Source organism: Endozoicomonas sp. SESOKO1 (genome assembly GCF_024606265.1).
Taxonomy (GTDB): Bacteria; Pseudomonadota; Gammaproteobacteria; order Pseudomonadales; family Endozoicomonadaceae; genus Endozoicomonas.
The window spans coordinates 29027-54214 of record NZ_JAHHPP010000005.1 but is presented as its reverse complement, the minus strand read 5'-3'; the positions used below and the strand labels follow the sequence as shown (position 1 = coordinate 54214).

The following is a 25188-nucleotide window of genomic DNA, read 5'->3' as shown; positions in this document are numbered from 1 at the left end:
GCTCTAATGGGGGTGTTTTTTGGGTATGTATTGCCGTTTTAAGCAATAAAATGTCAAAAAGTGGTAGTATTTTCTATGACATATTAGAAAGTAACTCCTCTGCAGCCCCTATTCTTACTGATCATTATTTGTCAAAAAGTCAAAGTGCCGACACTTGATTTGTTGGTACTTTGATTAGGTGACATAAAACTTTAGTTTTTGACCAAACAGACCTCGGTGACAATACAACACGTGTTGTATAACTGAGGTCTTTTTTATGTACCGCAGAAAACTCGGAAAATCCAGGGTTAGCTGCTTATGTATTTCACGGCTTTTTCACATCGTCAAATTGTTGAGCGGCCTTATCGAAGGAATATACCCCGGCAAATTCTTCATTCATTTTCTCGATGATATTTCTGGATTTGCAAACGATCAGGGCATCAGCGAAACCGGCTTCTTTTCCTTTGACGGCTTTGGCTTTTTTGTAGGTATTGAGAGCTTTCCATACAACCGGCCCGTTTTCAAAAACAATGGACGGTTCATGGAATAGGTGCAAAATTGTTTTCACTATCTCTTTCTTTTTCAGCTGATACTTTCGGCCTGCTAATGTCCAGACGGTTTCGACCAGGACGGCATCCGTTACAAGAACACGCCAATTCCCCTTGATAAGCCTTGCTGCCTGTTTGCTCTGCACAACATCATCACTGAGCAAATACCTTAATAAAACGTTGGTATCTATGGCGATCATTGCAACCCACTCTGCAAAGATTCGTCATCAGAAATGTCTGCCTGCGGCTTTATATGACTCAAAATACCCTCAGCAGACCCCTTTATCTTCTTGATGATTGTTATCTGCCCATCTGCAACAAAGCATTCAACCTCATCGCCGGGCTGAATGCCCAGTTCTTCACACTGATTGGCGGGTAGCGTGATCTGTCGCTTTGAACTCAAAATTGGCATCGTCAACCTCTTTACTTATATTGAATTGTAAAGATAGTAGCTGACTTTGCTTTATGCAAAAAGTAAAGCATGGGTGGTTCAGATGGGTTTCAGGGAGGTTTCATGGGGGGCATGCAGAAGTTCAGGCCATCAATCCTTGCCAGGTTCCCACGCAGAGCAAGGGAAGGTTGGGAATCAGCTCTTTTCTGAACTATATACACGACTTGAGCCTACCTTACATATCCTCCACAATAGCGACTGACGTCGTAAGCCAGTTTGTGCCAGCCGAACATCTCTGCACACCCGCACTCCTACTTGCAAGATTCAGAACATTCTATGTCTCAGTCCCATAACAACCTCGCTGCCTTTATCTGGTCTGTTGCTGACTTGTTGCGGGGGGATTTCAAGCAGTCCCAGTATGGTCGGATTATCCTGCCATTTACCCTGTTGCGTCGTCTGGAGTGCGCACTCGCGCCCTCCAAAGAGGCGGTGCTGGCCAAATATGAGCAGGTGCAAACCATGAACCTGCCCGCCGATGGCAAGGAGAAAATGCTGCTGCCTGCCACCCGCACCCCGGAGAACCCGCAGGGCCTGACTTTCTGCAACACGTCGCAGATGGACCTGTCCAAACTGGGGCAGACCGGGATTAAAGACAACCTGGAGAACTATATCCAGTCCTTCTCCAAAGATGCCCGGGAGATTTTTGAGCACTTCCGTTTTGACGAATTTATTGATGCCCTGAACGCCAGTAATCTGCTATTCAAGGTGGTACAAAAGTTCGGCACTATTGATCTCAGCCCGGCAGCGGTGTCCAACCATGAAATGGGGTTGGTGTTTGAAGAGTTGATTCGTCGTTTTGCGGAATCCTCCAACGAAACCGCCGGTGAACACTTTACCCCACGGGATATTGTCAAACTGACCACTGCCCTGGTGTTTATGGAAGACGACGATGCCCTGAACAGGGAAGGCGTTATCCGCACTATTTATGACCCCACAGCGGGTACTGGCGGCTTCCTGTCGTCTGGTATGGAGTATGTGTACGAACACAACCGGGATGCGGTGATGCGGGCTTTTGGTCAGGAGCTGAACCCGGATCCTACGCCATCTGTAAGGCGGATATGATGATCAAGGGGCAGGATGTCAGCCGTATCAAGCTGGGCAACACCCTCTCCAACGACCAGCTGAGCAACGACACCTTTGACTATATGCTCTCCAATCCGCCCTTCGGTGTGGACTGGAAGAAGATTGAAGGCACAGTGAAGGATGAGCATGAATTCAAGGGCTTTGATGGTCGTTTCGGCCCTGGCCTGCCAAGAGTATCGGACGGTTCGCTGCTGTTTCTGATGCACCTGATCAGCAAGTTCCGACCGATCACTTCTGATAACCAGAACCCCAGCCGTATCGGCATTATCCTTAACGGTTCGCCGCTGTTTACCGGCGGTGCGGGCAGCGGTGAGAGCGAGATTCGCCGTTATATTCTCGAAGCCGACCTCCTGGAAGCCATTGTCGCCCTGCCCACGGATATGTTCTACAACACGGGCATCGCCACCAATGTGTGGGTGTTGAGCAATAAGAAAGCCAATGCCCGCAAGGGTAAGGTGCAGCTGATTAACGGCACCAGACTGTTTGGCAAAATGCGTAAATCCCTTGGCTCCAAGCGCAACCTGATGAGTGATGACGATATTCGCACCATCACCCGTAGCTTTGGTGCTTTCGAGGTAACAGCAGACGAAAAATTTGGCAGTAAGATGTTTGCTACCCATGCATTTGGCTATCGTCGTATTACTGTGGAGCGTCCGCTGCGACTTTCGGCGCAGATTACTGATGCAGCTATTTATAATCTGCGCTTTGCGCCCAAGCCATTTAACGCCGTGATGCGCTGGATGGTTGAAGAGTTTGGTGACGGTTGTCACGAAACATCGGCGGAGATCGAACCGCTTGTTCGTGAAAAAATCAAGAACGATTTTAAAGAACTCAAAGAGAAGCAGATTAAAGAGCTATTCACCGTCAGTCTGTGGAAAAGGCAGTTCGATTTGTCGGTTAAGGCCCGTGCGTTGCAGCAGGAAAACGGTAACGCAGAGTTTCTCGACTTCAATGTCTTTGAAGAAAGCTTGAAAGCGGCCCTGAAAAAGACAGAAACCACACTGGATGCCAGGGAGAAAAAACAGTTTCTGGAAGCGGTTACAACCAAAAATCCGGATGCTGAGCCCGTTATTAAGAAAATTCTGAAGGGCGGCTCCTCGTCGTCCATGACGCCGCCGCATACCGTTCATCCTGAACATAAAGAAGCGCAGCCACTTTACGGTGCGTTTGAATACAAGAACAAAGTCGTTGAATTCCAGACCGATGGCGATCTGCGGGATAACGAGAATATTCCCCTCGACCCATCCGTCAGCACCACCACCCTGATCGAAACCTACTTTAACCGGGAAGTGGCACCCCATGTGCCGGATGCCTGGATTAATGCCGACAAGTGCGATGAGCAAGACGGCGAGATCGGTATTGTCGGTTATGAGATTCCCTTTAACCGGCATTTTTGTGTACCAGCCGCCACGGACACTGGAAGCGATTGATGCGGATTTGGATGCGGTCAGTCAGCGGATTATGGGGTTGCTGGCGGGGGTGCATTCGTGATGGATGGAAAATACGAAGCTTATCCAGAATATAGAGACTCCGGAGTTGAGTGGTTGGGGGCGATACCAGTTCACTGGAGAAACTCTTCATTGAAATACTACATACAAAGCATGGTTGCAGGAGGGACTCCAGAGTCTTCAAATCCTAAGTACTGGGCTGATAGTGGCATGGGTATTCCTTGGGTATCAATCTCTGATATAACTAAAGGATATTTGATATCCAAAACAAATAAAGATGTGACCCTGTTAGGAGGGAATGCGAAAAGCCTGAAAATACTGCCTAGAGGGACGATTCTGTACTCGATTTTTGCATCATTAGGAAAAGTGGCTGTTGCAAATGTACCATTGACCACTAACCAAGCAATTCTTGGGATAATCCCGTCAGCTGCTCTCGATAGTAAATTTTTACAGTATTGGCTCAGAGAATTAGAGTCTTATCTTTCTCTTATTTCAAGCTCAAACACCCAAGATAACTTGAATGCTGAGAAAGTAGGCAACTTGCCAAGTGTATATCCTCCTGAGGAGGAACAAGGAAAAATTGCCGCATTCCTTGACCACGAAACCGCCAAAATCGATACCCTGATCGAAGAGTAGAAAACCCTGATTCGTCTGTTGCAGGAAAAACGTCAGGCGGTGATCAGCCATGCCGTTACCAAGGGGCTGAATCCGGATGTGCAACTGAAGGATTCTGGCGTGGAGTGGCTTGGGCAGGTGCCGGAGCATTGGGAAGTATCCCTGCTCAAGTACTATACCGACTACATGCAGACAGGGCCATTTGGCAGTCAATTACATGCCGAGGATTATGTTGAGGATGGTATTCCAGTTATCAATCCTGCACACATCGTTGATGGAAAGATTGAGCCGGAATCGAAAAGCACAGTTGATGGCGTAACTTGTGAGCGATTAGGGAGACATAAATTAATAGAAAACGAAATTATATTTGCTCGTCGTGGTGAGTTAGGCCGGTGCGCAATTGTCCTTAAGGAGAATGAAGGTTGGCTTTGTGGTACAGGAAGCCTTCGTGCGGGACTATCTGGAAAGTTGCTACCTGAGTATGCCTATCTGCTGATTACATCTGATGGCGTAAGAGCAGAGTTATCTTTGGAGTCTAAAGGCTCAACAATGGATAATTTAAATACTGAAACTCTTGGCCGTATTCGCTTGCCAATACCACCCTTGGCAGAGCAGGAGTCGATAATTCAACATGAACAAACCATTGGCACCAAATATGGTGAGTTGTTAAAACAAGCACAGCAACAAGTTGGTTATCTCCAAGAACGCCGCACTGCCCTAATCTCCGCCGCCGTCACTGGCAAAATCGACGTCCGTGACTGGGTGCTGCCACTACACTCACCAAAACAACAACATCCCAACCCCGTCGAGGCCACTGCATGACAACACCCCAGCCAGCCACCGGTGCTACTGCCAGATAATCTGCTGAATATTCTGCACCGCTTTATCCATCTGGAGATCGAAGAGAAAGAACACGCCGATGGTCGTAAGTACAAGAAAAAGACGCTGATCTTCCCCCGTTATCACCAGTGGGATGTGGTGCGCAGGCTGATCACTGCGGCAAGGGATGAAGGCACCGGCCATAAATACCTGGTTCAGCACAGTGCCAGTTCCGGTAAATCCAACTCCATCGCCTGGACTGCCCATCAGCTTTCGACGCTCTATAACGGGCGGGGCGAAAAGCAGTTTGATTCGGTGATCGTGATTACCGACCGCACGGTGCTGGACAGCCAGTTGCAGGACACCATCTACCAGTTTGAACACGCCGATGGGGTGGTGGGGCGCATCAATAACAAGGAGGGTGAAGGCAGCTCCAAATCCGAAAAGCTGGCGAAGGCGCTGGAAACCGCCCAGCCGATTATTATTGTCACCATTCAGACCTTTCCGTTTGTGCTGGATGCCATTGCCGATAGCGTCAGCCTTCAACAGCGCCGCTATGCGGTGATTGCCGACGAAGCCCACTCATCGCAAACCGGCGATACCGCCAAGCGGTTGAAGCAGGTGTTGATGGTGGATGGGGAAGCCAAAGACCTGGAACTATCTTCAGAAGATAAATTGAATGCGTCGGTGGCGGCCCGTCGTCATAACAGTAACCTGAGCTATTTTGCCTTTACTGCAACCCCGAAAGCGAAAACATTAGAAGCCTTTGGTCGTTTGCCTAATCCGAATGCACCGCCTTCCATCAAGAATATCCCTGTCGCTTTTCATGTGTACTCCATGCGCCAGGCCATTGAGGAAGGCTTTATTCTCGATGTGCTGAAGAACTACACCAACTACAAGGTGGCCTACAAACTTGCCCAGAAGTTGGAAGCAGCAGACGAGGAGGTGGAAAGCAAAAAGGCCAGGGTGAAGCTGAGCCGCTGGGTGCGGCTGCACGATTACAATATCTCCCAGAAAGTGCGGGTGATTGTCGATCACTACCGAACCCATGTGATGGGTTTGCTCCACGGGCAGGCGAAAGCGATGGTGGTGACCAGTTCCCGTAAGTAAGCGGTGCGTTACAAGCTGGCGTTTGATAAGCACCTGGCGGAAGACTCTTCATGTAAAGAAATGGGCTCCATTCAGGTGATGGTGGCGTTCTCCGGCGAAGTGGCGTTTTCGGCGGATGATCCGGATAGTTTCATGCTGTTGGATCAGAAGTTTACCGAGAAGACCATGAATCCGGGCCTTAAAGGTCGGGAGATGCGTAAGGCGTTTGATACCGACGATTACCAGGTGATGCTGGTTGCCAATAAGTTCCAGACCGGTTTTGACCAGCCCAAGCTGTGCGCCATGTATGTGGATAAGCCGTTGGGTGGCGTGGAGTGTGTGCAGACGCTGTCCCGCTTGAACCGGACCTATCCGGGGAAGAAGGAAGGCGGAACTTTTGTGCTGGATTTTGTTAATGAGCCGGAGGAGATTCTGGCCTCGTTCCAGCCTTACTATCAGACAGCAGAGCTGGCGGATGTGTCGGACCCGGACAACATCTTTGAGCTGTTCAACAAGCTGCGGGAGAGCGGCGTCTTCCAGTGGCACGAAGTGGAAAAGTTCTGCGATGCCTTCCTCAGTAAAAACAAGAGCAATGCCGCCATCAGCAATATCTGCAAACCGGCGGTGGAACGCTGGCAGAAACGGTACAGCTCTGCCGTGGATGCTTATCAGGAAACCCGGAAAATCTTCGAGCGCACCAAAGCGGCAACCAACGACGCTGTGCTGTTAGCCAATGCGGAAAACAGCATGAAAGAGTGTAAGCGGGAGAAAGACCGGCTGGAGATTTTCAAGAAAGACCTGGGCAGCTTTACCCGGTTTTATGAGTTTATGTCCCAGATACTGGAGCGGCTGAATGATCTGTTTGTCACCGATAACCTGACTGACAAGGATATGATCAACTACGCCTGCACCGTTCGGGACAAGCTGGCTGAGAACGCCACGGTGATGAAGCAGATTGCCAACAATACGGCAGAGCAGGCGTTGTTGGGTGACTTCCCCCAGGCTATTGATGATGCGGTGATGGAGAGCAGTGAAGCGCATCAGGAGATGATGTTGCAGTATCTGTCGAATCCGGAGCTGGCGAGAGGGTTTGCCCGGGTGGTGTTTGATTTGTTGAAACAGTAAGTTCTTTTTGTCGGATACCCACATTGGACTGATGGCCGATGGTTAGTAGTGATTATTGATCCATGAAAAAATGCTTGACTCATTGGTGGATTTTGGCTAAATGTGTGTTTTTTGAACTGAGACCATAAGTTATTTCAGGGCGAAAACACGACTTGCGTAGTGCAATTGATGAACGCTTTGCCTCAAGATTGAAGGATAAAGTCAGTATGATCTCACCCTGTGAGTTTCCCAGGGTTAACTGATCTTGAAGGTTTCACTTGCAAGATTGTAACCTCAATGTAGAGCCTGTATCGCAATGCTATTTTGTACTCCTCAATTAACGCCTAAAAATAGACAAAATGATTTTTTCTTGAATAGTCATTGCGCACTGCTGGTCTGCAAAAATGATCCTTATTCTACAATCCTGGATGCTAACGATGCCTTCTATCGTTTGGTTGGTTACAGTCGGGCAGAATTCAAACATTTAATGAATGATCAATTTGCCTCAATTGTCATTGATGATCTGTCGGTGATACTTGATAAGGTTGTTAATGCGGTGAATAACGGGGCAACGCTTGATTATGAGTATCGCATACGAACCAGGCAGGGCGAGGTATTGTGGATACACGATATTGCCAATTACAACAAGGAACTTGACTGTTTTTTTGTTGTTATAATGAATATTACGTATAGACAAAACGCGCTGGAGTCGGTGCTGAGAACCACGGGGATAGACCATATTACCCAATGGTTGTCCTCTTTGATTAACCACATTCCTGACCCGATAACGATTTTCGATCCCACGGGCAAACGCATATTTTCTAACGAGGCGTTTTACACGATTAAGAGCCATGCATTCAGTGATAATGACTGGGATGCTGAGAAGTTCGAGCAAAAACTGGTTTCCCTGACTCAGCAAGGTGACGATGAGCAGTTGCTGATAAAGATCGGGAAGCAAATCTACAATGTACAAAGCAAGGAAATCATTCACCCATTTGAACAACAAATTTATACGATGTTGATGTTTAACGACGTGACTCAGTTGCGGGAAAAACAGCGTGAACTGACCAATGCCATGTCTGCGAGGGATCACTTCCTGGCGGTAGTCAGCCATGAGTTGAGAACGCCAATTTCGGCCATGATGGGTCTGATGAATTTGTTGCGGGAAGATCTGGTGACACCTGACAGTCATGCCGTTCTGGACAACGCATTAAAGTCTGCAAAAAGGCTTAACTTGCACGTAAACAGCATATTGGATTTTTCCAAAATTCAGGCAAATCAATTTGAACTTGATATCCAGAAGATTGATATCAGGTCAGACTTGCAAAACTTGCTAAACAGCTATCAACCAGTGTGTCAGCAAAACAACATTAACTTCCTGATTGAATGGGGTGCATGTGATCATGACGTGATTTACCTGGATGGAGTGAGGGTAAATCAGATCGTCGAAAACATCATGAGTAACGCCATTAAATTTACGGCTGACGGTTTTATACAAGTCAAGTTGTCCGTACGTGATCAGCTGTTAGAGATTGTTGTTCGTGATTCAGGCTGTGGCATGGCATCAGAGCAACTCGCTAATCTCTTTTCTCCATTTACCCAGGGAGATAAGTCGATCAGTCGACGTTATGGTGGCACAGGACTGGGGTTGTCGATTGTAAAAGGATTGGTTGACTTGATGGGGGGTGATATATCAATAAACAGCTTACTTCAAGTTGGCACATCAGTAAGGGTTGTATTGCCATACCAGGATTTGCAACAAGAGACAAAAACCCCACAGCCAGCGGTCTCTTCGGAGGAAATACCGGAGGTGAATCCGGTTGTTTCCCAGAAAGAAGTTGCACCTGACAAAGAGGTTGCACATGTTCTGGTTGTTGACGATGATGTGATTAACGGTCAGCTTTTTATGCTGCAATTATCACGTTTGAATATTACTGTAACGTATATCAGTGATCCGACGGCTGTTCTGGAATTTTTAGACAGTAATAACTCGCGTATTGATTTAATTATCATGGATATTCACATGCCTGAATTAAATGGGTACCAACTGGCAGAACAGATAAAATCCACAGAAACGTTTTGCATGTTGCCTATTTTGGCCTGTACTGCGGATAATGCTAAAAATGTCAACGATAAAGTGAAACAAGCTGGTATGGTTGATGTGATCTTTAAACCGTACAACATCGAAAGCCTGTTCGAAAAAATATGCAGCATTGTCAGTGACGGTAGATTGAACAGTAGTGACTCGAAAACGAAATAACGTGAGGGGTAATTTCCCAATATCCAGGAAACGTCACTGGCTTTCCCTTCTTCCTTTTCTTCACGTCAACTCTGGCGAAGCGTATCAGACGGGTTTTATCCTCATGCAAGAAAAACCAAACTGCCCCAGTCTTTTACCCCTGTTAACGCTTCACCGGATACCTCACAATATACGGCGCATGACCCGGGGCAGGGGTGGCCCGCCAGTCTTCCCCACAGGTGCTTTCAACCTTTAATGGTCACCAGGGGCCAGAGAAACTCCGGCGTGTTTGCCGACAGATCAGTGTTGGGTACGGCAGGCCCTGCAGAAAAACTTTACGGTTCATTAGATTTTTTTATTCTTGCGTCTAGTATGGGTCTATCTATAACGAATAGGCTGATTTTATGGATTCTGCACTGTACCCCCGCACCCCACTTAATATGTCGATGTCTGGCGAATTCAGTTCACCCCGAACTGATCGTTCCCATCCAGGCCGTGCACCAGAAGATAGGCATACGTCCGTTTATGGCAGGTTTTCTGTAGAGCGCTCTGATACTCGACCCATCTTTTCAGTGAGCAATTTTTTACCCGGGATGCCACTGGAAAGGGACCTTTACCCTTCAGGCAGATTTGGTTCGGGAGTTTCGAGTGTTGGTAATGTCCCAAGGAATTTGTCCCTGCATAATCAGGTAGCAATGGTGCCAGACTATCCCCCTTATCCCGTGGAAGCTCAGCAACTGGCAGGGGTTGGTATGGCTTCTGGTTATTGCCCCTATGGTTGCACCGCTACTCCCACCAGTCCAGTGAATGCGATGGTGGAAACCAGCCAGCCAGATTCCTTCAGGAAGACAACGCATCAGGCCGATACCAGTGAATCGAAGTCCCGACAAGCAGGCCCGCAGAAAAAAGCACGTAAAAAACGAACAAATTTTCCTCCATGGAAAGTTTATGAACTTAACAAAGCTTTTCACAAATCGGCTTATATAAAAAGCTATCAACGATCTGGGCTGGCTTCAAAATTACAGATGACAGAAGAGCAGATAAAAGTATGGTTTCAGAATAAAAGAATGAATGTCAAAAGGCAGGCCATGGCAGATTTGACAAGGAACACCGACCAATTTCCGGAGGCATCGAAAAAAGTGCCTGAGTCCTTATTGAGCACACAGCAAACGTCTACCGTTTCCGGGCAAGTCACTGGTGAACAGCAGAGATACTCGTTACTTGCTGACAGAGAGGGCACCAGTGCCATGGCTGAATCATCAACAGCTGATGCAGTAGAGGGCATGTTAGTAAAAATCGATGATATTGCTCAGGTACGATTCTCCTGTTTAGCCGATGGCTACAGACACTCCAGAGGTAATGATTCTGAACTTCCGGTAACTGCTTCTGCCAGGGAATTAACTAAAGCGCATTATGAGCCTGATTCTTCCAACTCACCTGGTCTAATAACCTGAATAGAAAAAGGCGGGTTGTCTTTCAATTTTCCATTTACAGAAAAATTTTACTGTTCAATAGATTTTTTGATTCTTGCGTCTAGTATGGAACTATCAACAACAAATTGGCTGATTTTATGGATCCTGCAGTGTTGCCCCCAAGCCCTATTGACAAAGCGTCGCCGGGCAGATTCAGTTCATCAGTAACTGCTGAAAACCATCCAGCCTGTAGGCCGGGGAGTCAACATTCGTCCGCTTATGGCAGGTTTTCAGTAGCTCACTCTGATACACAGCCAGTCTATTCAGTGAACAGTTTTTTACCCGGGATGCCACCGGTAAGGGATCTTTTCCCTTCAGGCAGGTTTGGCCTGGGTGTTTCAAGTGCGGGTCAGGTCCCAAGAAATTTGTCCCTGCATAATCAGGCTGCAATGACTCCATCCTTTACCCCTTGTCCCTCCGGGTCTCAGGAACTGGCGGGGCCTGGTATGGGGGCTGCTTATTTGCCTTTTTACTGGACTGCTACTCCCGGCAATACGCCCGGCAATACGGTGGATGCTGGGATGAGACGCTGCCAACCCGTTTCTCCCATCGTGACAGAGTGCAAGGCTGATACGAGTATACCGCACTCCCGGTTACCGGGTCCCAAATATAAAGGAGTTAAAGAACGAACAGTCTTTCCCGACTGGAAAGTTCAACAACTCAATAATGCATTCCGACGTGGTCAATATTTATCAAGCGAGTCAAAATCTGAGTTGGCGGCAAGATTGCAGATCAAGGAAGAGCAGGTAAAAGTATGGTTCCAGAACAAAAGGGCGAAGGCCAAAAGGTGGGTTCCTTCAAAAAATGGAAGTAACTGCGTTCAATCTCTGAGTCCATCGAGATCGAAATTGATTTCTCAGGCCTTAAGGGCTAGACAGCAAATGTCTTCAGATTCAGGTATTGGTGGAAAGCAGAGATACACTCTGCAGTGTGAAAGGGCGGTGGTCAGCCGTACTATGGCTATATCACCCATTGATGCATTGCAACAAATGTTGGTGAAAGAAAGAACTCCATATGTACGTTCTTCTTCAGTCACTGAGAGTAGTCAATCCAGGAGTCCCGAGCCTGAATCCCCTGCTTCCGGGGAACTCGCTAAATCTGATAGTGAGTCGGACTCTTCCAGGGCCAACTGACCGTTTTACATAATTGGGAGCCTGTCGGACTTAGGCGTCCGTAGCGAGGATTGCGAGAAGTTGAGGATAAAAATTTTTACCGTTAATTAGATTTTTTGATTATCGCGTCTAGTATGGATTTATCTACAACGAATTGGCTGATTAGATTATATGGATTCTGCAAGGCTCTCTCCCAATCGACCGGACATGTTATCATCTGGCTCAGTTAACTCTTTCGGTTCTGTTTACCCCCATTCAGCCTGTGGACCAGGATGTCGTCATTCGAGCTTATACGGCAGGTTTTCTGTCGCGCACGCTGAGCCAGCTTATTTCGTGAACAGTTTTATGCCCGGGATGTCACAGGCAAGGGACTTTTTTCCTCCAGAAAGATTTGGCCCGGGAATTTCAAGCGTAGGTAATGTAACAGGAAATTTGTATCTGCATAATCAACCTGCAATGGCACCATCCTTTATTCCATATTACAGAGGGCCTCAGGAGCTGGAAGGGTTAGGTATGAATCCTGTTTATTGGCCTTATGGTTGGGCAGCTACTGCCACTGAACCAGTGAATGCGGTGGCAGGGGGGAGTGGCCAGCCAGCTTCCTCCGGGAAAGTAAAGCGCAATGCTGATACGAGTGAATTGAATGCCAGACAAGCAGGTCCTGAGCATAAAGTACGTAAAAAACGAACGAATTTTCCCGATTGGAAAGTTCAAGAACTAAATGAAGTATTTCAATATACCAAATATGTAAATGCTGCTGATCGATATGTGCTGGCCACCAGGTTGGATATGTCTGAACATCAGGTAAAAACATGGTTTCAGAATAAAAGGATAAACACCAAAAACACCAAAAACCAGCCTAGTACAAATGTTGAAAAAAGTAACAGGGATCGATATATGGAGGCCCCGAAGGAGGTTTCTCAGATCTTTTTGGCCAATCAGCAAATATCTTCAGTTTCCTGGCAAGACGTTGATGCAAAAAAGAGATATACCTTATTTTGTGAAAAGGAAGTAGTCAGCACTACCCAGGCTAAATCACCCGTTGATGCGTTGCAAAACATGATAGTGAAATTTGATGGAACTCCCCAGGTACGATCAACCTTTTCAGTCGCTGACTGCAGTCAATCCAAGCGTTCTGTGCTCGAGCTTCCTGTAGCTATTTCAACCAGGCATCCAGCTAGAGATGATGACGAGTCGGACTCTCCCAGCTCAACGTCTCCAGGTAGCTCACAGAGCCTGGTCAATTAGAGAGCGTGGACAAAGTGACCGATAAGGGAGCATTAAGTGCTGATAGTCATCTGACCTTTCTTATCGGTTTTTCGCTAATCAGAAGCCACTGATTTAAATACGGGGGTAGGACTGACGGGTGTTTTCTGTGAAAATAGCCGGTTTTTCATCACAGCACCCAAGAATTCATGCCCACACCGAAAACCGCACCGGACCTTTTCGCCTATCCCAAGTACTGGGCTGAATGCTATGGCACGTCGCCCTGGTTGCCCATGTCCCGTAAAGAGATGGATGCGCTTGGCTGGGATTCCTGCGACATTATCATTGTGACCGGCGACGCCTATGTAGACCATCCCAGCTTTGGCATGGCGGTGATTGGCCGTTTTCTGGAATCCCAGGGATTCCGGGTAGGGATTATCTCCCAGCCGGACTGGAGTAACCCGGAAGATTTCAAACGGCTGGGCAAGCCGAACCTGTTCTTTGGTGTGACTGGCGGCAACATGGATTCCATGATTAACCGCTACACCGCCGACCTGAAAGTCCGTAATGACGATGCCTATACGCCGAACGCAGAGCCGGGCAAGCGACCGGACCGCTCCGTGATTGTCTACAGCCAGCGCTGCAAGGAAGCCTACAGTGATGTCCCGGTGGTGCTCGGTGGCATTGAAGCCAGTTTGCGTCGTATTGCCCAATATGATTACTGGAGTGATGAAGTGCGTCGTTCCGTATTGATCGATGCCACCGGCGATATTCTGCTTTATGGCAATGCCGAGCGGGCGCTGGCCGAGGTGGCCGATCGATTGGCGAAAGGCATGACAATCCGGGAGATTGATGATATCCGGGGAACCGTGGTCATCAAGTCGGCGGTACCGTCTGGCTGGACTGAAATTGATTCATCTCGGATTGACTGGCCCAGGGATATTCAATCACTGGAAGAGGCGTATGGCATCAGCCCTTACGCTGAAGTAGAAGAGACGGTTTGTGATAAGAAAACCGACGGTCAGTCGCAGCTGGCGGGTGATGTTGCGGATGATAATAGCGTGCAGCCGGTGCGCATTATTCCCATGCCACTGCATCGCAACCAGCAGCTGAACCCGGAATCCACCTGCATACGGTTGCCATCCTTTGACAAGGTGCGCAATGATCCGGTGCTTTATGCCCATGCTTCCCGGGTATTGCACCAGGAATCTAACCCCCATAATGCCCGGGTGCTGGTACAGAAGCATGGCAACCGTGAACTCTGGGTTAACCCGCCACCCATTCCCCTGGCAACTCCTGAGATTGACGGCGTTTTTGGCCTGTTTTACCAGCGTCGTCCGCATCCGTCTTATGGCAATGCCAATATTCCGGCCTACGAGATGATCAAAACTTCGGTCAATATCATGCGTGGCTGTTTTGGAGGGTGTTCTTTCTGCTCCATAACTGAGCATGAAGGCCGTATTATCCAGAGTCGCTCCCATGAATCGGTGATTGCCGAACTGGAAGATATTCGGGAAAAAGTACCGGGCTTTACCGGGCAGATATCGGACCTGGGCGGTCCAACCGCCAATATGTACCATCTCAATTGCAAGGATGAAAAAATCCAGGCCAGTTGTCGTCGGTTATCCTGCGTCTTCCCGGGGATCTGTAAAAACCTGAAAACTTCCCATCAGCAGACCACCGAGCTTTACCGGAAAGCCCGCGCCCTGCCGGGCATCCGGAAAATTGCCATTGCCTCGGGCCTGCGTTATGACCTGGCGGTGGAAGACCCGGAATATGTGGAAGAGCTGGTGACGCACCATGTGGGTGGCTATTTAAAGATTGCCCCGGAACATACGGAAAAAGGCACTCTCGATCTGATGATGAAACCGGGGATGGGAACCTATGACGCCTTTAAAAAGATGTTTGAACACTTCTCACAGAAGGCGGGTAAAAAACAGTATCTGATTCCTTACTTTATTGCCGCTCACCCCGGCTGTGAAGATGAAGATATGTTGAACCTTTCCTTATGGTTGAAGAAAAACAGGTTCCGTGTGGATCAGGTACAGACGTTCTATCCATCACCCATGTCCCTGGCCACGGCCATGTATCATGCCCAGAAGAATCCGCTGAAGCGGGTCAGCTATAAAAGTCCCCGTTTGTATACGCCCAGAACATTGGATCAGCGTCGTTTACAAAAGGCATTTCTCCGTTACCATGATGCGAAAAACTGGCCCTTCCTGCGTCAGGCCCTGCGGGATATGAATCGTTCCGACCTGATTGGTTCCGGTAAACATCAATTGATTCCGGAGGAGGAAAACAAGGGGCAGAGAAGATCAGGCCAACGGGTACAATCGCAGGACTTCCAGAAAGCCCGGGGCAGTCAGTGGGATAATCGCAATGCGAGGGCAGCAAAGAATACCTCTGCCCGACAGAAGAAAGGGCGACTCAGGTAGTAAGCAGTAGAGAGTACCTGAAAGGTTTTCACCCCGTTAACCTGATTTTGCTTACGGATAGACGTGGCTGGGAGGCACTACAGGCCCCAGCCCTATCCGGCATTTATCAAAGCCTTCCTGCCAGCCACTGCGATATTCCTCGTAGGTGCCTGGCAATGCCGGAGCCTGATTCCAGCCTGCCTGGGGCAGTCCTTTATTGCTTTGCGCAGCACGGCACCCCATGTACTGGCCATAGGTATGCATATTGGTGTATAGCGTATTTTCCTGAAGCGTATCGGGAGGTGCGGGCTGAAGCTCCCTGGATGGATCTTGATGATCAACTACCGAGCAGGCTGAGAACATTAAAACCGATACCAGAAACAATCCCACCTTCATTCTGTAAAACATTGAATGCTCCATCGAAAGAGTGAAACCATCATCAGTATAATGCTGATCGTGAAAGCCTCTATCCAGTCTCACTGCAACTGTCGGGTCGGCATTATAAAAATAAAAGCGAATCATTCGCATTATCGACTACATTTGTATCCGTACCCGAAACCTGTCAATAGCGAAGGCTGGCAATGACCCCTGTACTCACTTCCTGCATAACAATGACACCACCATCTGACTCAGCTGCCACTGATAGCGATCAAAGCCAGAAGCGCAGTTCTGGTTGGTCAAGCTATTGGAATGTCAGTAAGTCGCTGGTTAGATCTTTCCATCCGGACTTTGACCCCAGTCAAGGACCTGGTCAGCCAGATACCCCCTGGATACAACTGAATATTCAACCCAAAGAGCTGGCCCTGCGTCTGGTCCAGAAAACCATACCGGCCAATAGCTATCTGAACACCATTAACCAGGTGGCCATGGCCTGTCTGGCGCTGGCCAGCCTGCCGGGGTGTCATGGGTATACGACAAAAAGCAGCAACCCTGCAGACACTGTCAGCCCAACCACTCCATCGAACTGCAGTGTTGAGCCGATTCCTGTTGATAGCAGTGCAACGCTGGGCAAAATAGGCAAACCCTCAGAGCCATGCTACTCCGCCGATAAGCGCTACCTGCAGAGTGGCCCCATTGATGCGGGCAAACACCAGCCCATTGAACGTTTCACTGGCGACTACAACGGCGGTGGCAATGCCATCAGCAACCTGAAGGGCTGTATGTTTAACCGTCTTGAAGGTGATGGGGCAGTCCGTAATCTCACCGTTACTGATGGCCAAATTGACCGTACAGAGCTTGACGACGCCGACAGTGAGGCATTCGTTGCCTGCACCATGGCAGGGTCATCGAAACAGGAAAACATCGTCGTAGAAAATTCAACCATCAGGATTACGGCTGAAAAACCCGAGGAAAGGCGTAACCTGCAGCTGGGTATGCTGGCGGGCAAGATGAACGAAAGTACCACCCTAAAGGGGAACCTGGTCAACATTGCCACCATGGCGATCCAGGGCAGTGCCATTGATGCCGGCATGCTGGCCGGACAAGCACTGGATAACGCCACCATCGACAGTAACCAGGTTAAAAACTCCAGGGTATGCCTCTCTGGAATTGGCAGTGGCAAGCGTATCTGGAACAAGCCCGGACCAGACCCAGAGATCAATGTTAACATCGGCCTGATCGCAGGGAAAACCGTTGGTTACGAACATGATAACGTGGTCGTCAGGAACTCAACGTTGCTGCATAACCACATTAAAAGCTCCGAGTTCACTATAGGCGCCAATCTCGGTGGCGTTGTCGGCAGGGCCAAGTATACCCATGTTGAAGGTACGCTGGCCCACGGGCAAAACAGAATACATTCTCATTCCCTGGTTGAGGGGCGCATCGCCATGGTGGTTGCTGATGCCCGTCAATGCACCATTGTGGATACGACCTCCCGCGACAACCACTTGCTGGCCACGGCTAACTCCATTACACCAACCCTTGTTGGCATCGTTACCGCCGAATGTCACAACAGCACAATCGAGCATACCCTGGACGTCGACTCGGATCTGGATTTGTTCCACAGCAGCATTAAAGGTGCTGATAAGGGTGGGCACGTAGCCGTCGCAGCGGCGGTTGCCAACGGTTGTAATATCCATAACACAACCGCCATAGAGACGATAATAGATGCTGAAGTGAACAACAGCTCCGTTGCTATTGCCGTGGCGTTTAACGATGGTGACACTGCTGTTCACCAGACCACTGCCGTTGACTGTGTACTATTCGCCTGGGAAAAAAACACAGACAGTTATACCGGCAGTGCTGCAGTCGGTGTTGCTGCCGGTCGCTATGATAACGTTGGCAGAGTTAGCAATACCACCGCCTGTAATGTTGAAATCAAAGGGTATTCTGTCGGCATAGCCGCCGCAGGCGACCCCTATCGCAGCTTTACCGGCACCTCTGCCTGCAATACTGAGTTAACCAGTTTTGCTGATAATATCAGCAGCCCAGTAGAAGGCTGCGATGATGACCGTTGCCTCGCAGCAGAAAGAGCGGGTGATGAATTAACCCCCATGGCCAACCGTGGTCTCCCCATGGCCACCTGTGATCTGATGTCGCCTGTCATTAAACAAATGTCGTCAGCAATGCCAACCCGGCAAACCGGATCGCCAGTGTCCGTTGCACCCGGTAACGGAACCATAAACAGCACGGCTTCCGCCCTACGACACAATAACAGCGAAGAAGTTTCCGTTGATTTTCCAGCAGCCCTGACCGGTGGCATTGTGGCAGGAGGGGTTGTCGGCATTGCTGCGCTTTACGCCCTGTACCAGTGGTACCAGGGCTACCAGCAGGGGTTAGGCGGTAAAGCGCTGGCTATATACCCGTTTACCTGGATCAAGGATGCCATAGGAAAACGTTTGTCCACTGAAAACAGCAGCTCAACAGAGGAGTTGTCGGCTTTGCAAAGCACAAGTGAGGTCTGAATGCCTGACAGGCCATCTCGGGTTGAATGCAATGAATCAAGTCCCGCTAATGTCCTGGCAGGCTTCCCTCAGAAGTTCCATGCACGCCCTGTGGCCATGGCTGACAGCCAGGTCCAGAGCCGTCAAGCCATCGTCAGTCTGCTCATTGATCAGGATGCCCGCAGTGGCCAGCAACGCTTTGACACACTTTGGTTTGCCGTATTTTGCCGCTATGTGCAGGGCTGTCCTGCCATCAACCTTCTCATTGACCCGGATGCCTGGCGTGGCCAGTAATGCCTTGATGGCTTTTGCACTATTGTATTCGGCAGCGAGGTGGAGAGCGGTCCAGCCCTTCTTACTCTTTTTATTGACCCGGATGCCGGGAGTGACCAGTAATGCTTTGACGGAATCTGGATTTTCATCCATGGCAGCGATGTGGAGTGCAGTAAAGCCATTGTTAGTCTTCTTGTTGACCCGGATGCCAGGAGTGTTCAGCAACACCTTGAGGGGTTCTACGCTGTCGTTTTCAGCCGCCAGGTGGAGAGCCGTATAGCCATAAATATCCTCCTTGCCGACGTTGATGCCGGGAACAACGGCCAGTAACATGTTGACGATCTCTGCCCTGTCGCTCAGGGCAGCGAAGTGAAGAGGCGTCCAGCCCCGCTGATCGTTGACATAGATATCTGCTCTGGCGTCGAGCAGCCATTTCAAACGCTCGGTCTTGCCCCATAATGCGGCGATCATCAGGGGCGTGACGCCGTTGTTATCACTGACATTGACATTCAGTTCGCGGTTGGCAAGCAGCTCTTCCAGGCATCTGGTGTCGTTTTCTTTTTTGTTGGTATAGGTTTCGAGCACCTTGCAGTTATCGAAGCCTTCATCGATATTTCTGTTCATGGCAGCCCATTGCTGGTACACCTCGGTTATGCCGATTTTGTTGGCAATGTGCAGGGGCGTTTCGCCGTTCCTGTTGGTGGCATTGACATTCGCTCCACGGGTAACCAGCCATTTCAGGCACTGGACATTGCCATTCTCGGCGGCGATGTGCAGGGGCGTCTGACCATCCTGGTCACCGGCATTGATATCGGCCTGGTGGTCGATCAGCGTTTGGGCGCAATCCATATGACCGGAATCAATGGCGACGGCTAACGGGTGTGCAGGCTGACCGGTAAGTGCCGAGCGGTACTTGCGCGTTGCCAGACTGGCATCAAGGGCCAGCAACCTGTTCAGTTTCCTCAAATCTCCGGTACGACAGACATGAAGCATCAGGGATTCACAATAAGATGATTCGTCTTCCAGAATGTGGCTCCCGTCCAGACGAACCAGCGGCAGTGCCGGTTGTTTGCATTCACAGCATTGGCGCAGATCGAGTCTCATGTACTTTTGCGGCTCACCGTGAAACCATCGGGTGATGCATCCCAGGTGGAAAACATGAGGTTTTGGCTGGCAGGAAGTCCTGACCAGTGTGTGCCCGCCAAATTGTCCTGTGGCGATCCCATCGTTATCAAGGCAGATAGGGCAGGTAAATGAGGGGGAAGTGTTGCTGACACTATTCATCGCCTTTGGCTGTCTTGATACAGAAAGTGGGTTGGACTGAAAACAGCAGGAAAAATTCCATAAGACATTTCAGACCGAAAGGACGCTGAACAGATGGCGCACCTCTTCAATCCGGGCAAAACGTTTGACGCCGTGTTGGCGATTGTCAAAACGGATCGAGAAATTGCGGTCATTGACCTCAATCACTTGTCCACGACCAAAGATGGCGTGATCAATAATGGCGTTGAGCTGCCATGGACCGTCAGAAGGGATGCCACGGTCGTTAAGGGCAATTTTGTTGTTGCTGTTGGCATCGCCGGTCGATACGTCGGTTATCGCAATGTCGGGAATTGTCTTCAGCCGTTCGGTCAGTGCCGGGCGGGCTGAGCAGACGTATCGCCTTGATACTGGCGTGAGACCGATTTTGTCGATGGCTTCTGCCAGGTCTTCATCGACATCGTCATGGAGCAGGTTGCCCAGCGAGAAGACATGGGGCAGGTTCATTTCCAGTAAAAAAGGGCTGATACGGTCCTGGTGCTCACTTCCTGTGGTGGATTGGCCACCCGGTGACCATGGCTGTTTTCTATCCCGGGAAGCCTTTTTGGCTGTCAGGTCGCCCTGTGCGGTAAACAAGTGCAATTGTTTTCTGGCGCGGGTCATTGCGACATAGAGCAGGCGACGCTCAGACTCAATGGCATTACTGGTCTTATGGCCAGAAAGGCTGGCGATTTCATCTTCCCTCAGAAAAGGCCAATATTGGCGGGTTAACCCCGGCAGTATCACAACAGGCCACTCCAACCCCTTGGCGCGATGGCAGGAGCTGAGCGTAATACCCTGACTGGATTGCTGTCCCTGGTAATTCTGCTTTTTCTGCTTTTTCTGCTTCTCGATCAATTCAGCAATATGCAGGCAGCAATGAGCCGTGTCCAGATTCAGCTGCCTGAGGAAGCGATGAAAACCCTTTACCGCCAGAATCTGTTCATCCGTTCTCTGCTCATTGAGGCTCATGGATCTCAGACTGTCGTATATTTCGGACTGTTGAATATACCTGGCGATCAGCGTATGGGCCTTATGTTTGCTGCCATTGTGCTCCAGCCATGTGAAAAGCTCTGCCCTTTGTGTCAGTTTTCGCGCCTGAAAGTCACTGATGTCTTTGATTTTGGGGGCCAGCTTGCCCAGGGTTTTACCCAGTTGGTGACTTTCGTCTTTCAGCTGCTGGCAAAGCCAGTCAACAGGCTGTTGCTTCAGGCCGACATGGGGCAGCGTCAGAAGCCTTGCCAGCTTGTGATAACGAACCTCGGGCAGCAGGTCGGCAAATCCGCCACTGGCCAGAATCATTGCGTCGATCAATGATTCAATTTCCGGCCTTTGAAACAGGGAGGGGCCGTCACTGTGGTAGGGAATGCCCATTTCCAGCAGGTTCAGTTCAATGGGCACAGCCTGCGCCCAGACGCGCACCAGAATGGCCATGTCTTCCGCTGGTGTTCCCGATGCCAGGTATTCGGTGAGAGCCTCAACCACAAAACGGCTGTCGTCTGAACCGGGTTGACTCAGGCGAATCAGGGATGGCGCGTTGTCCGGATGGGCAATACAGAGCACATCTTTGCGGGACCGGTTCTGGCTGATCAAGTGGCTGGCCGCCAGGGCAATGCTGTGACCATAGCGAAAGGTATGGGGCATGGTGAGTTCTTTGACGTCGCCGGTATCGCCGTAGTCCCGCTGAAAATGGGTCAGAATGTTGTCGATATTGGCGCCGGCGAACTCGTAGATCGTCTGGTCAGGGTCGCCAACGGCGATCATTCTCGCCCGCTGTCCGGCAATCAGCCGGGTAAACTGGTGCTGTAGCGTCGACGTATCCTGATATTCATCAACGATGATAATGTCCATCTTATCTGCGACGTTGGGTACCAGTTCCGGGTGTGCCCGGATCAGTGTCACCGGGTCGTACAGCATGTCGGTGAAGGTGATCGATCGCTGTTGATGGCGCCACTGCTCAAACTGGTCAAACAGTTTGATGAAAAAGCGATAGTCATCGGTATAACCGGACTGCTCAAACCATTGCTCCGGACGGATCAAATGGGCTTTGACCGATTCAATAAAGCTGATGGCCGCTTCGATCAGGCGGGGGGCATCCGAGCGAATACGGTCCTTAATGGTTTCCGGTGCCAGTTTCAGAATCAGTGCCCTTACCTGTAGCTCAACGACTTTCTCCGATAACGGTTGTTTGTTATAGGGCGTTCTGATCTGCCAGCCTTCCAGTGTCCTGAGCAGTTTCAGTCCTGTGGCATGGTAGGTTCTGATTTCGGGGAGCTGCCGCTGGTTTTCCGGCAAGCCGGCCAACTGACCACTGGCCAGGGTTCGAAGCTTTTTGGCAAAATCGATCTGGGCCGCTTTATTGAACATCATCACCATCAATCGACGGGGATCAGCCCCTTTTAGCAGCAGGTTGCTCACCAGTTGTGCCAGCGTTGAGGTTTTTCCCGAGCCAGCCACAGCAATGCAGAGGGCATGGTCTCTATCATGGTTGGCAACAGCTTGTTGATGGGGCGTCAGTTTCATTAAGTCTGGTGATGTTATTGGGAAAGGGAAAGGCTAGCAAAATTCCTGTGGTTGATATAGTTGCTCCAGGTGTCAACTTCCGAAGCAAGGGTGCGGAAATTTCGGTGGAGATAAAGCGACAATGACGGAATAATGAGGCCATCGACAACCAGGACCTGCGTGTAATGGCTTCACTTTATTTCTATTTTTCTTCCATGGATTCGGGAAAGAGTACCTACCTTCTGCAATCAGCTCACAATTACGAGAGTGCCGGAAAACGGGTGTTGTTGCTGGCTCCGGTGATTGATGACCGTTTTGGTGTCGGCAAAATAACCTCAAGAATCGGCTTGCAAAGTGAAGCGGTGGCCATTTCCCAAAGTGACGACCTTAAACAGAAAATCGCTGAAGAGCACAGTGCAGACTATATCGCCTGTGTGATGGTCGATGAGGCTCAGTTCCTGACCCCGGAGCAGGTATGGCAGCTTTCGGATGTTGTTGATGTACTCGGCATTCCGGTGCTTTGCTTTGGCCTGCGCACAGATGCTTTTGGCAAGGCATTTGCTGGCAGTGAAGTGTTGCTCAGTATCGCTGATGAACTTACCGAGCTGAAAAGCATCTGCAAGTGCTGTGAGAAAAAGGCCAATATGCAGCTGCGTCTTGACGGAGATGGCAAGCCCGTCAAAAGTGGCAGCCAGGTGCAGATCGGGGGCAATGACAGCTATCTGTCCGTTTGCCGGAAGCATTATAAGGTGATGATGGGGGTTGGGAGTTAAGGCATTGTTTCTGAATTTTTCATTGCCCGTTACCCGTTACCCGCAAAAGCATGAGCGGCTTGTCTTTGGGCAACGGGTAACGGGCAACGGGCAACGCTTACCCCCCCCTAACTCATCCAACGCTGAACCCCAAGCGCCGTCATCACCAGCTCTACCGACAGTGCGGCCAGTATCATGCCCATTACCCGTATGATAATGGCCGAGCCATTGTGGCCAATGACACGGAAGATACGGTCGGCAAACAGCATCAGGGCGCAGGTGACCAGTAGTACCAGGGTCATGGCACCGGCGGTCATGGCCTGCTGGCTGAAAGTCTTGGCGTGGTTATCCGTCAGGACAATCACAGCCATGATGGCTCCCGGGCTGGCAATGGATGGAACTGCCAGGGGGAAAACGGCCAGCTGGTGACCCGGCTCCCTTGATCCGGTACTTTCTTCAGGGTCAGAAAAAATCATTTGCAGGCCGAACAGGAAGAGGATAACGCCTCCTGCCAGCTGGAGAGAGATCAGCTGGATGTTCATCGCCTTTAAAATAATCTGGCCAAGAACCAGAGCCGAAAGGAGGATGACAAAGGCATAAGTGGTTGCCTTCAGGGCGACCCGGCGTTTTTGTGTTTCTGTCAATCGGGCTGTCAGACCAGTGAAAAGTGCCAGGGTACCGACCGGGTCAATGGTCGACCAGAGCATAATAAAGTCTTTGAAGAAAAGCTCCATAATGGATACCTGCCCATGCTGGTTATGGGTGTTAGGGACATATAGGATGAAGCCAGGCAGCCATTTCCATGGAAATATGGGAAGATCGGTCAAACTGCGAAAATACCTGACGACATCTGTTCTTTATTCCGTTCTCTGTTTCATGGCTTTCGTACACCTCAATATCTGAAAAAATGAAAACCATGGCGGCGAAAAAATATTCCTTCTTTTTCTATTAAATAAGACAAACGTCAATTGTCCAGTATTTGCCTGGAAAAAATTACCTGTACGTATATTTTGACTGAGATTATCAATATATAATTTATTATTATTTTTTTATTCGAAAAAACAATATATCAAGGCCTGAGGTAATTTCCAGGGCCTTTGCCGGATATCGTTGCATGGAACTGTCACTTCTGCAGATGGTTGCTGCCATGGGGGTTGTTGGCCTGGGGGCTATTGTCCAGGGAACCATCGGCTTTGGCATGGCGGTGGTTGCCGCACCTTTTCTTTATCAAATTGATCCTGCCCTGGTGCCGGGGCCGCTGATTTTTTCCGGAATGGCGATCGGTGCACTGTCTGCCCGACGTTATGCCAGTGAGATCGACGTTTCCATTCTGGGTTATGCCCTGCTGGGCCGGGTACCCGGCTCCATGATTGGGGTTTTGATTCTGACGCTGGTCAGTATCGAGCATCTGAGCCTGGTGCTGGGAGGGGCTGTACTGCTTGCGGTGGTCGGCAGTATTCTTCCTTATAAGTTGAAAACAACACCATTCACGCTGTTCAGTGCCGGTCTGTGTTCGGGGATGATGGGGACAGCAGCCTCCATAGGGGGCCCACCGATGGCGCTGTTGTTACAAAATGAAAGTGGCAACCGGATCCGGGCCAACCTTGCTGTCTTTTTTGTGGTTGGCAGCTTTATTTCATTGATTATGCTGGCTATCAACGATCTTTTATCAAAAGGGCAGCTTGTCTATGGCGTGTGTCTTTTTCCTGCGGTGCTGACCGGCCACTGGATAGCGGGCAAAGTTGCTGAAAAGGTTGAAAAGGAAAGGATTCGCCAGATTATGCTGGTTCTATGCAGTATTTCAGGGATAACTGCTATTCTGTCGGCTGTTTGATGGTTCCCGGAGGGTGAGTCTGAGTGTTGACAGAAATCACTATTTTGGATAGTTTGTCACCCCATGC

At 49.7% G+C, this 25188-nt stretch carries 18 protein-coding genes and 2 pseudogenes; 14 read left to right on the top strand and 6 right to left on the bottom strand.

The genetic code is table 11. The annotated features are described in order from the left end of the window. Positions 1 to 304: 304 nt before the first annotated feature. Both KDK13_RS00515 and KDK13_RS00510 read right to left on the bottom strand, forming a co-directional pair. Entirely contained in the window at positions 305 to 727 is a 423-nt protein-coding gene (locus tag KDK13_RS00515; protein WP_257282766.1) for a PIN domain-containing protein, read from the bottom strand. Further along, complete coding sequence (locus KDK13_RS00510) at positions 724 to 939, bottom strand: AbrB/MazE/SpoVT family DNA-binding domain-containing protein (RefSeq protein WP_257282765.1); 216 nt, start codon at positions 937 to 939, stop codon at positions 724 to 726. The genes KDK13_RS00515 and KDK13_RS00510 overlap by 4 nt, the downstream gene beginning before the upstream one ends. 315 nt (positions 940 to 1254) lie before the next feature. Between KDK13_RS00510 and KDK13_RS18940 the strand changes: the two are divergent. From KDK13_RS18940 to KDK13_RS00460, 11 genes and pseudogenes are all read left to right on the top strand, one after another. Further along, positions 1255 to 3491 (top strand): annotated as a pseudogene (locus KDK13_RS18940) (N-6 DNA methylase). A 60-nt stretch (positions 3492 to 3551) separates the two neighbouring features. Next, complete coding sequence (locus KDK13_RS00500; protein WP_257282798.1) at positions 3552 to 4145, top strand: restriction endonuclease subunit S; 594 nt, start codon at positions 3552 to 3554, stop codon at positions 4143 to 4145. Positions 4146 to 4163: 18 nt separating this feature from the next. Then, positions 4164 to 4946 (top strand): restriction endonuclease subunit S, encoded by a 783-nt coding sequence (locus tag KDK13_RS00495; RefSeq protein ID WP_257282764.1) that lies wholly within the window; start codon positions 4164 to 4166, stop codon positions 4944 to 4946. A 21-nt stretch (positions 4947 to 4967) separates the two neighbouring features. Continuing rightward, a complete protein-coding gene (locus tag KDK13_RS00490) occupies positions 4968 to 6053 on the top strand; it encodes a DEAD/DEAH box helicase family protein (protein ID WP_257282763.1) in 1086 nt (361 codons plus the stop codon). A 3-nt stretch (positions 6054 to 6056) separates the two neighbouring features. Then, complete coding sequence (locus KDK13_RS00485; protein ID WP_257282762.1) at positions 6057 to 7157, top strand: hypothetical protein; 1101 nt, start codon at positions 6057 to 6059, stop codon at positions 7155 to 7157. Positions 7158 to 7506: 349 nt separating this feature from the next. After that, positions 7507 to 9396: a hybrid sensor histidine kinase/response regulator gene (locus KDK13_RS00480; RefSeq protein WP_257282761.1), complete on the top strand. Its 1890-nt coding sequence runs from the start codon at positions 7507 to 7509 to the stop codon at positions 9394 to 9396. A gap of 650 nt (positions 9397 to 10046) precedes the next feature. Beyond that, complete coding sequence (locus tag KDK13_RS00475) at positions 10047 to 10829, top strand: homeobox domain-containing protein (RefSeq protein ID WP_257282760.1); 783 nt, start codon at positions 10047 to 10049, stop codon at positions 10827 to 10829. Positions 10830 to 10945: 116 nt separating this feature from the next. Next, a pseudogene (locus tag KDK13_RS19080) lies at positions 10946 to 11623 on the top strand (homeobox domain-containing protein); the annotation flags it as partial. A gap of 105 nt (positions 11624 to 11728) precedes the next feature. Next, positions 11729 to 11980: a hypothetical protein gene (locus tag KDK13_RS00470; RefSeq protein WP_257282759.1), complete on the top strand. Its 252-nt coding sequence runs from the start codon at positions 11729 to 11731 to the stop codon at positions 11978 to 11980. A 312-nt stretch (positions 11981 to 12292) separates the two neighbouring features. Further along, positions 12293 to 13207 carry a homeobox domain-containing protein gene (locus KDK13_RS00465; RefSeq protein ID WP_257282758.1) on the top strand — a complete coding sequence of 305 codons (915 nt, stop codon included), beginning with the start codon at positions 12293 to 12295 and terminating at the stop codon, positions 13205 to 13207. A gap of 167 nt (positions 13208 to 13374) precedes the next feature. Beyond that, entirely contained in the window at positions 13375 to 15600 is a 2226-nt protein-coding gene (locus tag KDK13_RS00460; protein ID WP_257282757.1) for a YgiQ family radical SAM protein, read from the top strand. 51 nt (positions 15601 to 15651) lie between these two features. Here the strand turns inward: KDK13_RS00460 and KDK13_RS00455 are convergent, their stop codons facing one another. After that, a complete protein-coding gene (locus KDK13_RS00455; RefSeq protein WP_257282756.1) occupies positions 15652 to 15987 on the bottom strand; it encodes a hypothetical protein in 336 nt (111 codons plus the stop codon). 203 nt (positions 15988 to 16190) lie between these two features. Between KDK13_RS00455 and KDK13_RS00450 the strand changes: the two genes are divergently transcribed. Beyond that, positions 16191 to 18482 (top strand): hypothetical protein, encoded by a 2292-nt coding sequence (locus KDK13_RS00450; protein WP_257282755.1) that lies wholly within the window; start codon positions 16191 to 16193, stop codon positions 18480 to 18482. Between the two features lie 36 nt (positions 18483 to 18518). Here the strand turns inward: KDK13_RS00450 and KDK13_RS00445 are convergent, their stop codons facing one another. Together KDK13_RS00445 and KDK13_RS00440 are read right to left on the bottom strand one after the other, a co-directional pair. Further along, the gene (locus KDK13_RS00445; protein WP_257282754.1) at positions 18519 to 20018 is read right to left on the bottom strand and encodes an ankyrin repeat domain-containing protein; all 1500 of its coding nucleotides are present in this window, start codon (positions 20016 to 20018) and stop codon (positions 18519 to 18521) included. Between the two features lie 69 nt (positions 20019 to 20087). Then, positions 20088 to 22556 (bottom strand): ATP-dependent helicase, encoded by a 2469-nt coding sequence (locus tag KDK13_RS00440; protein ID WP_257282753.1) that lies wholly within the window; start codon positions 22554 to 22556, stop codon positions 20088 to 20090. Positions 22557 to 22720: 164 nt separating this feature from the next. Here KDK13_RS00440 and KDK13_RS00435 point away from each other — a divergent pair, with 164 nt between their 5' ends. After that, entirely contained in the window at positions 22721 to 23308 is a 588-nt protein-coding gene (locus KDK13_RS00435) for a thymidine kinase (protein WP_257282752.1), read from the top strand. A gap of 107 nt (positions 23309 to 23415) precedes the next feature. On the opposite strand, the gene KDK13_RS00430 is transcribed toward KDK13_RS00435, so the two are convergent. After that, the gene (locus KDK13_RS00430) at positions 23416 to 24021 is read right to left on the bottom strand and encodes a MarC family protein (RefSeq protein WP_257282751.1); all 606 of its coding nucleotides are present in this window, start codon (positions 24019 to 24021) and stop codon (positions 23416 to 23418) included. A gap of 380 nt (positions 24022 to 24401) precedes the next feature. On the opposite strand from KDK13_RS00430, the gene KDK13_RS00425 reads away from it, so the two are divergent. Next, the gene (locus KDK13_RS00425; protein WP_257282750.1) at positions 24402 to 25121 is read left to right on the top strand and encodes a sulfite exporter TauE/SafE family protein; all 720 of its coding nucleotides are present in this window, start codon (positions 24402 to 24404) and stop codon (positions 25119 to 25121) included. Positions 25122 to 25188: the final 67 nt, after the last annotated feature.

Bases quoted from the DNA above. Each gene is read 5' to 3' on its own strand.
- KDK13_RS00455 (WP_257282756.1), bottom strand. From the start codon at position 15,987: ATGTTTTACAGAATGAAGGTGGGATTGTTTCTGGTATCGGTTTTAATG.
- KDK13_RS00460 (WP_257282757.1), top strand. From the start codon at position 13,375: ATGCCCACACCGAAAACCGCACCGGACCTTTTCGCCTATCCCAAGTAC.
- KDK13_RS00515 (WP_257282766.1), bottom strand. From the start codon at position 727: ATGATCGCCATAGATACCAACGTTTTATTAAGGTATTTGCTCAGTGAT.
- KDK13_RS00500 (WP_257282798.1), top strand. From the start codon at position 3,552: ATGGATGGAAAATACGAAGCTTATCCAGAATATAGAGACTCCGGAGTT.
- KDK13_RS00450 (WP_257282755.1), top strand. From the start codon at position 16,191: ATGACACCACCATCTGACTCAGCTGCCACTGATAGCGATCAAAGCCAG.
- KDK13_RS00425 (WP_257282750.1), top strand. From the start codon at position 24,402: ATGGAACTGTCACTTCTGCAGATGGTTGCTGCCATGGGGGTTGTTGGC.
- KDK13_RS00435 (WP_257282752.1), top strand. From the start codon at position 22,721: ATGGCTTCACTTTATTTCTATTTTTCTTCCATGGATTCGGGAAAGAGT.
- KDK13_RS00470 (WP_257282759.1), top strand. From the start codon at position 11,729: ATGTCTTCAGATTCAGGTATTGGTGGAAAGCAGAGATACACTCTGCAG.
- KDK13_RS00430 (WP_257282751.1), bottom strand. From the start codon at position 24,021: ATGGAGCTTTTCTTCAAAGACTTTATTATGCTCTGGTCGACCATTGAC.
- KDK13_RS00510 (WP_257282765.1), bottom strand. From the start codon at position 939: ATGCCAATTTTGAGTTCAAAGCGACAGATCACGCTACCCGCCAATCAG.
- KDK13_RS00445 (WP_257282754.1), bottom strand. From the start codon at position 20,018: ATGAATAGTGTCAGCAACACTTCCCCCTCATTTACCTGCCCTATCTGC.
- KDK13_RS00440 (WP_257282753.1), bottom strand. From the start codon at position 22,556: ATGAAACTGACGCCCCATCAACAAGCTGTTGCCAACCATGATAGAGAC.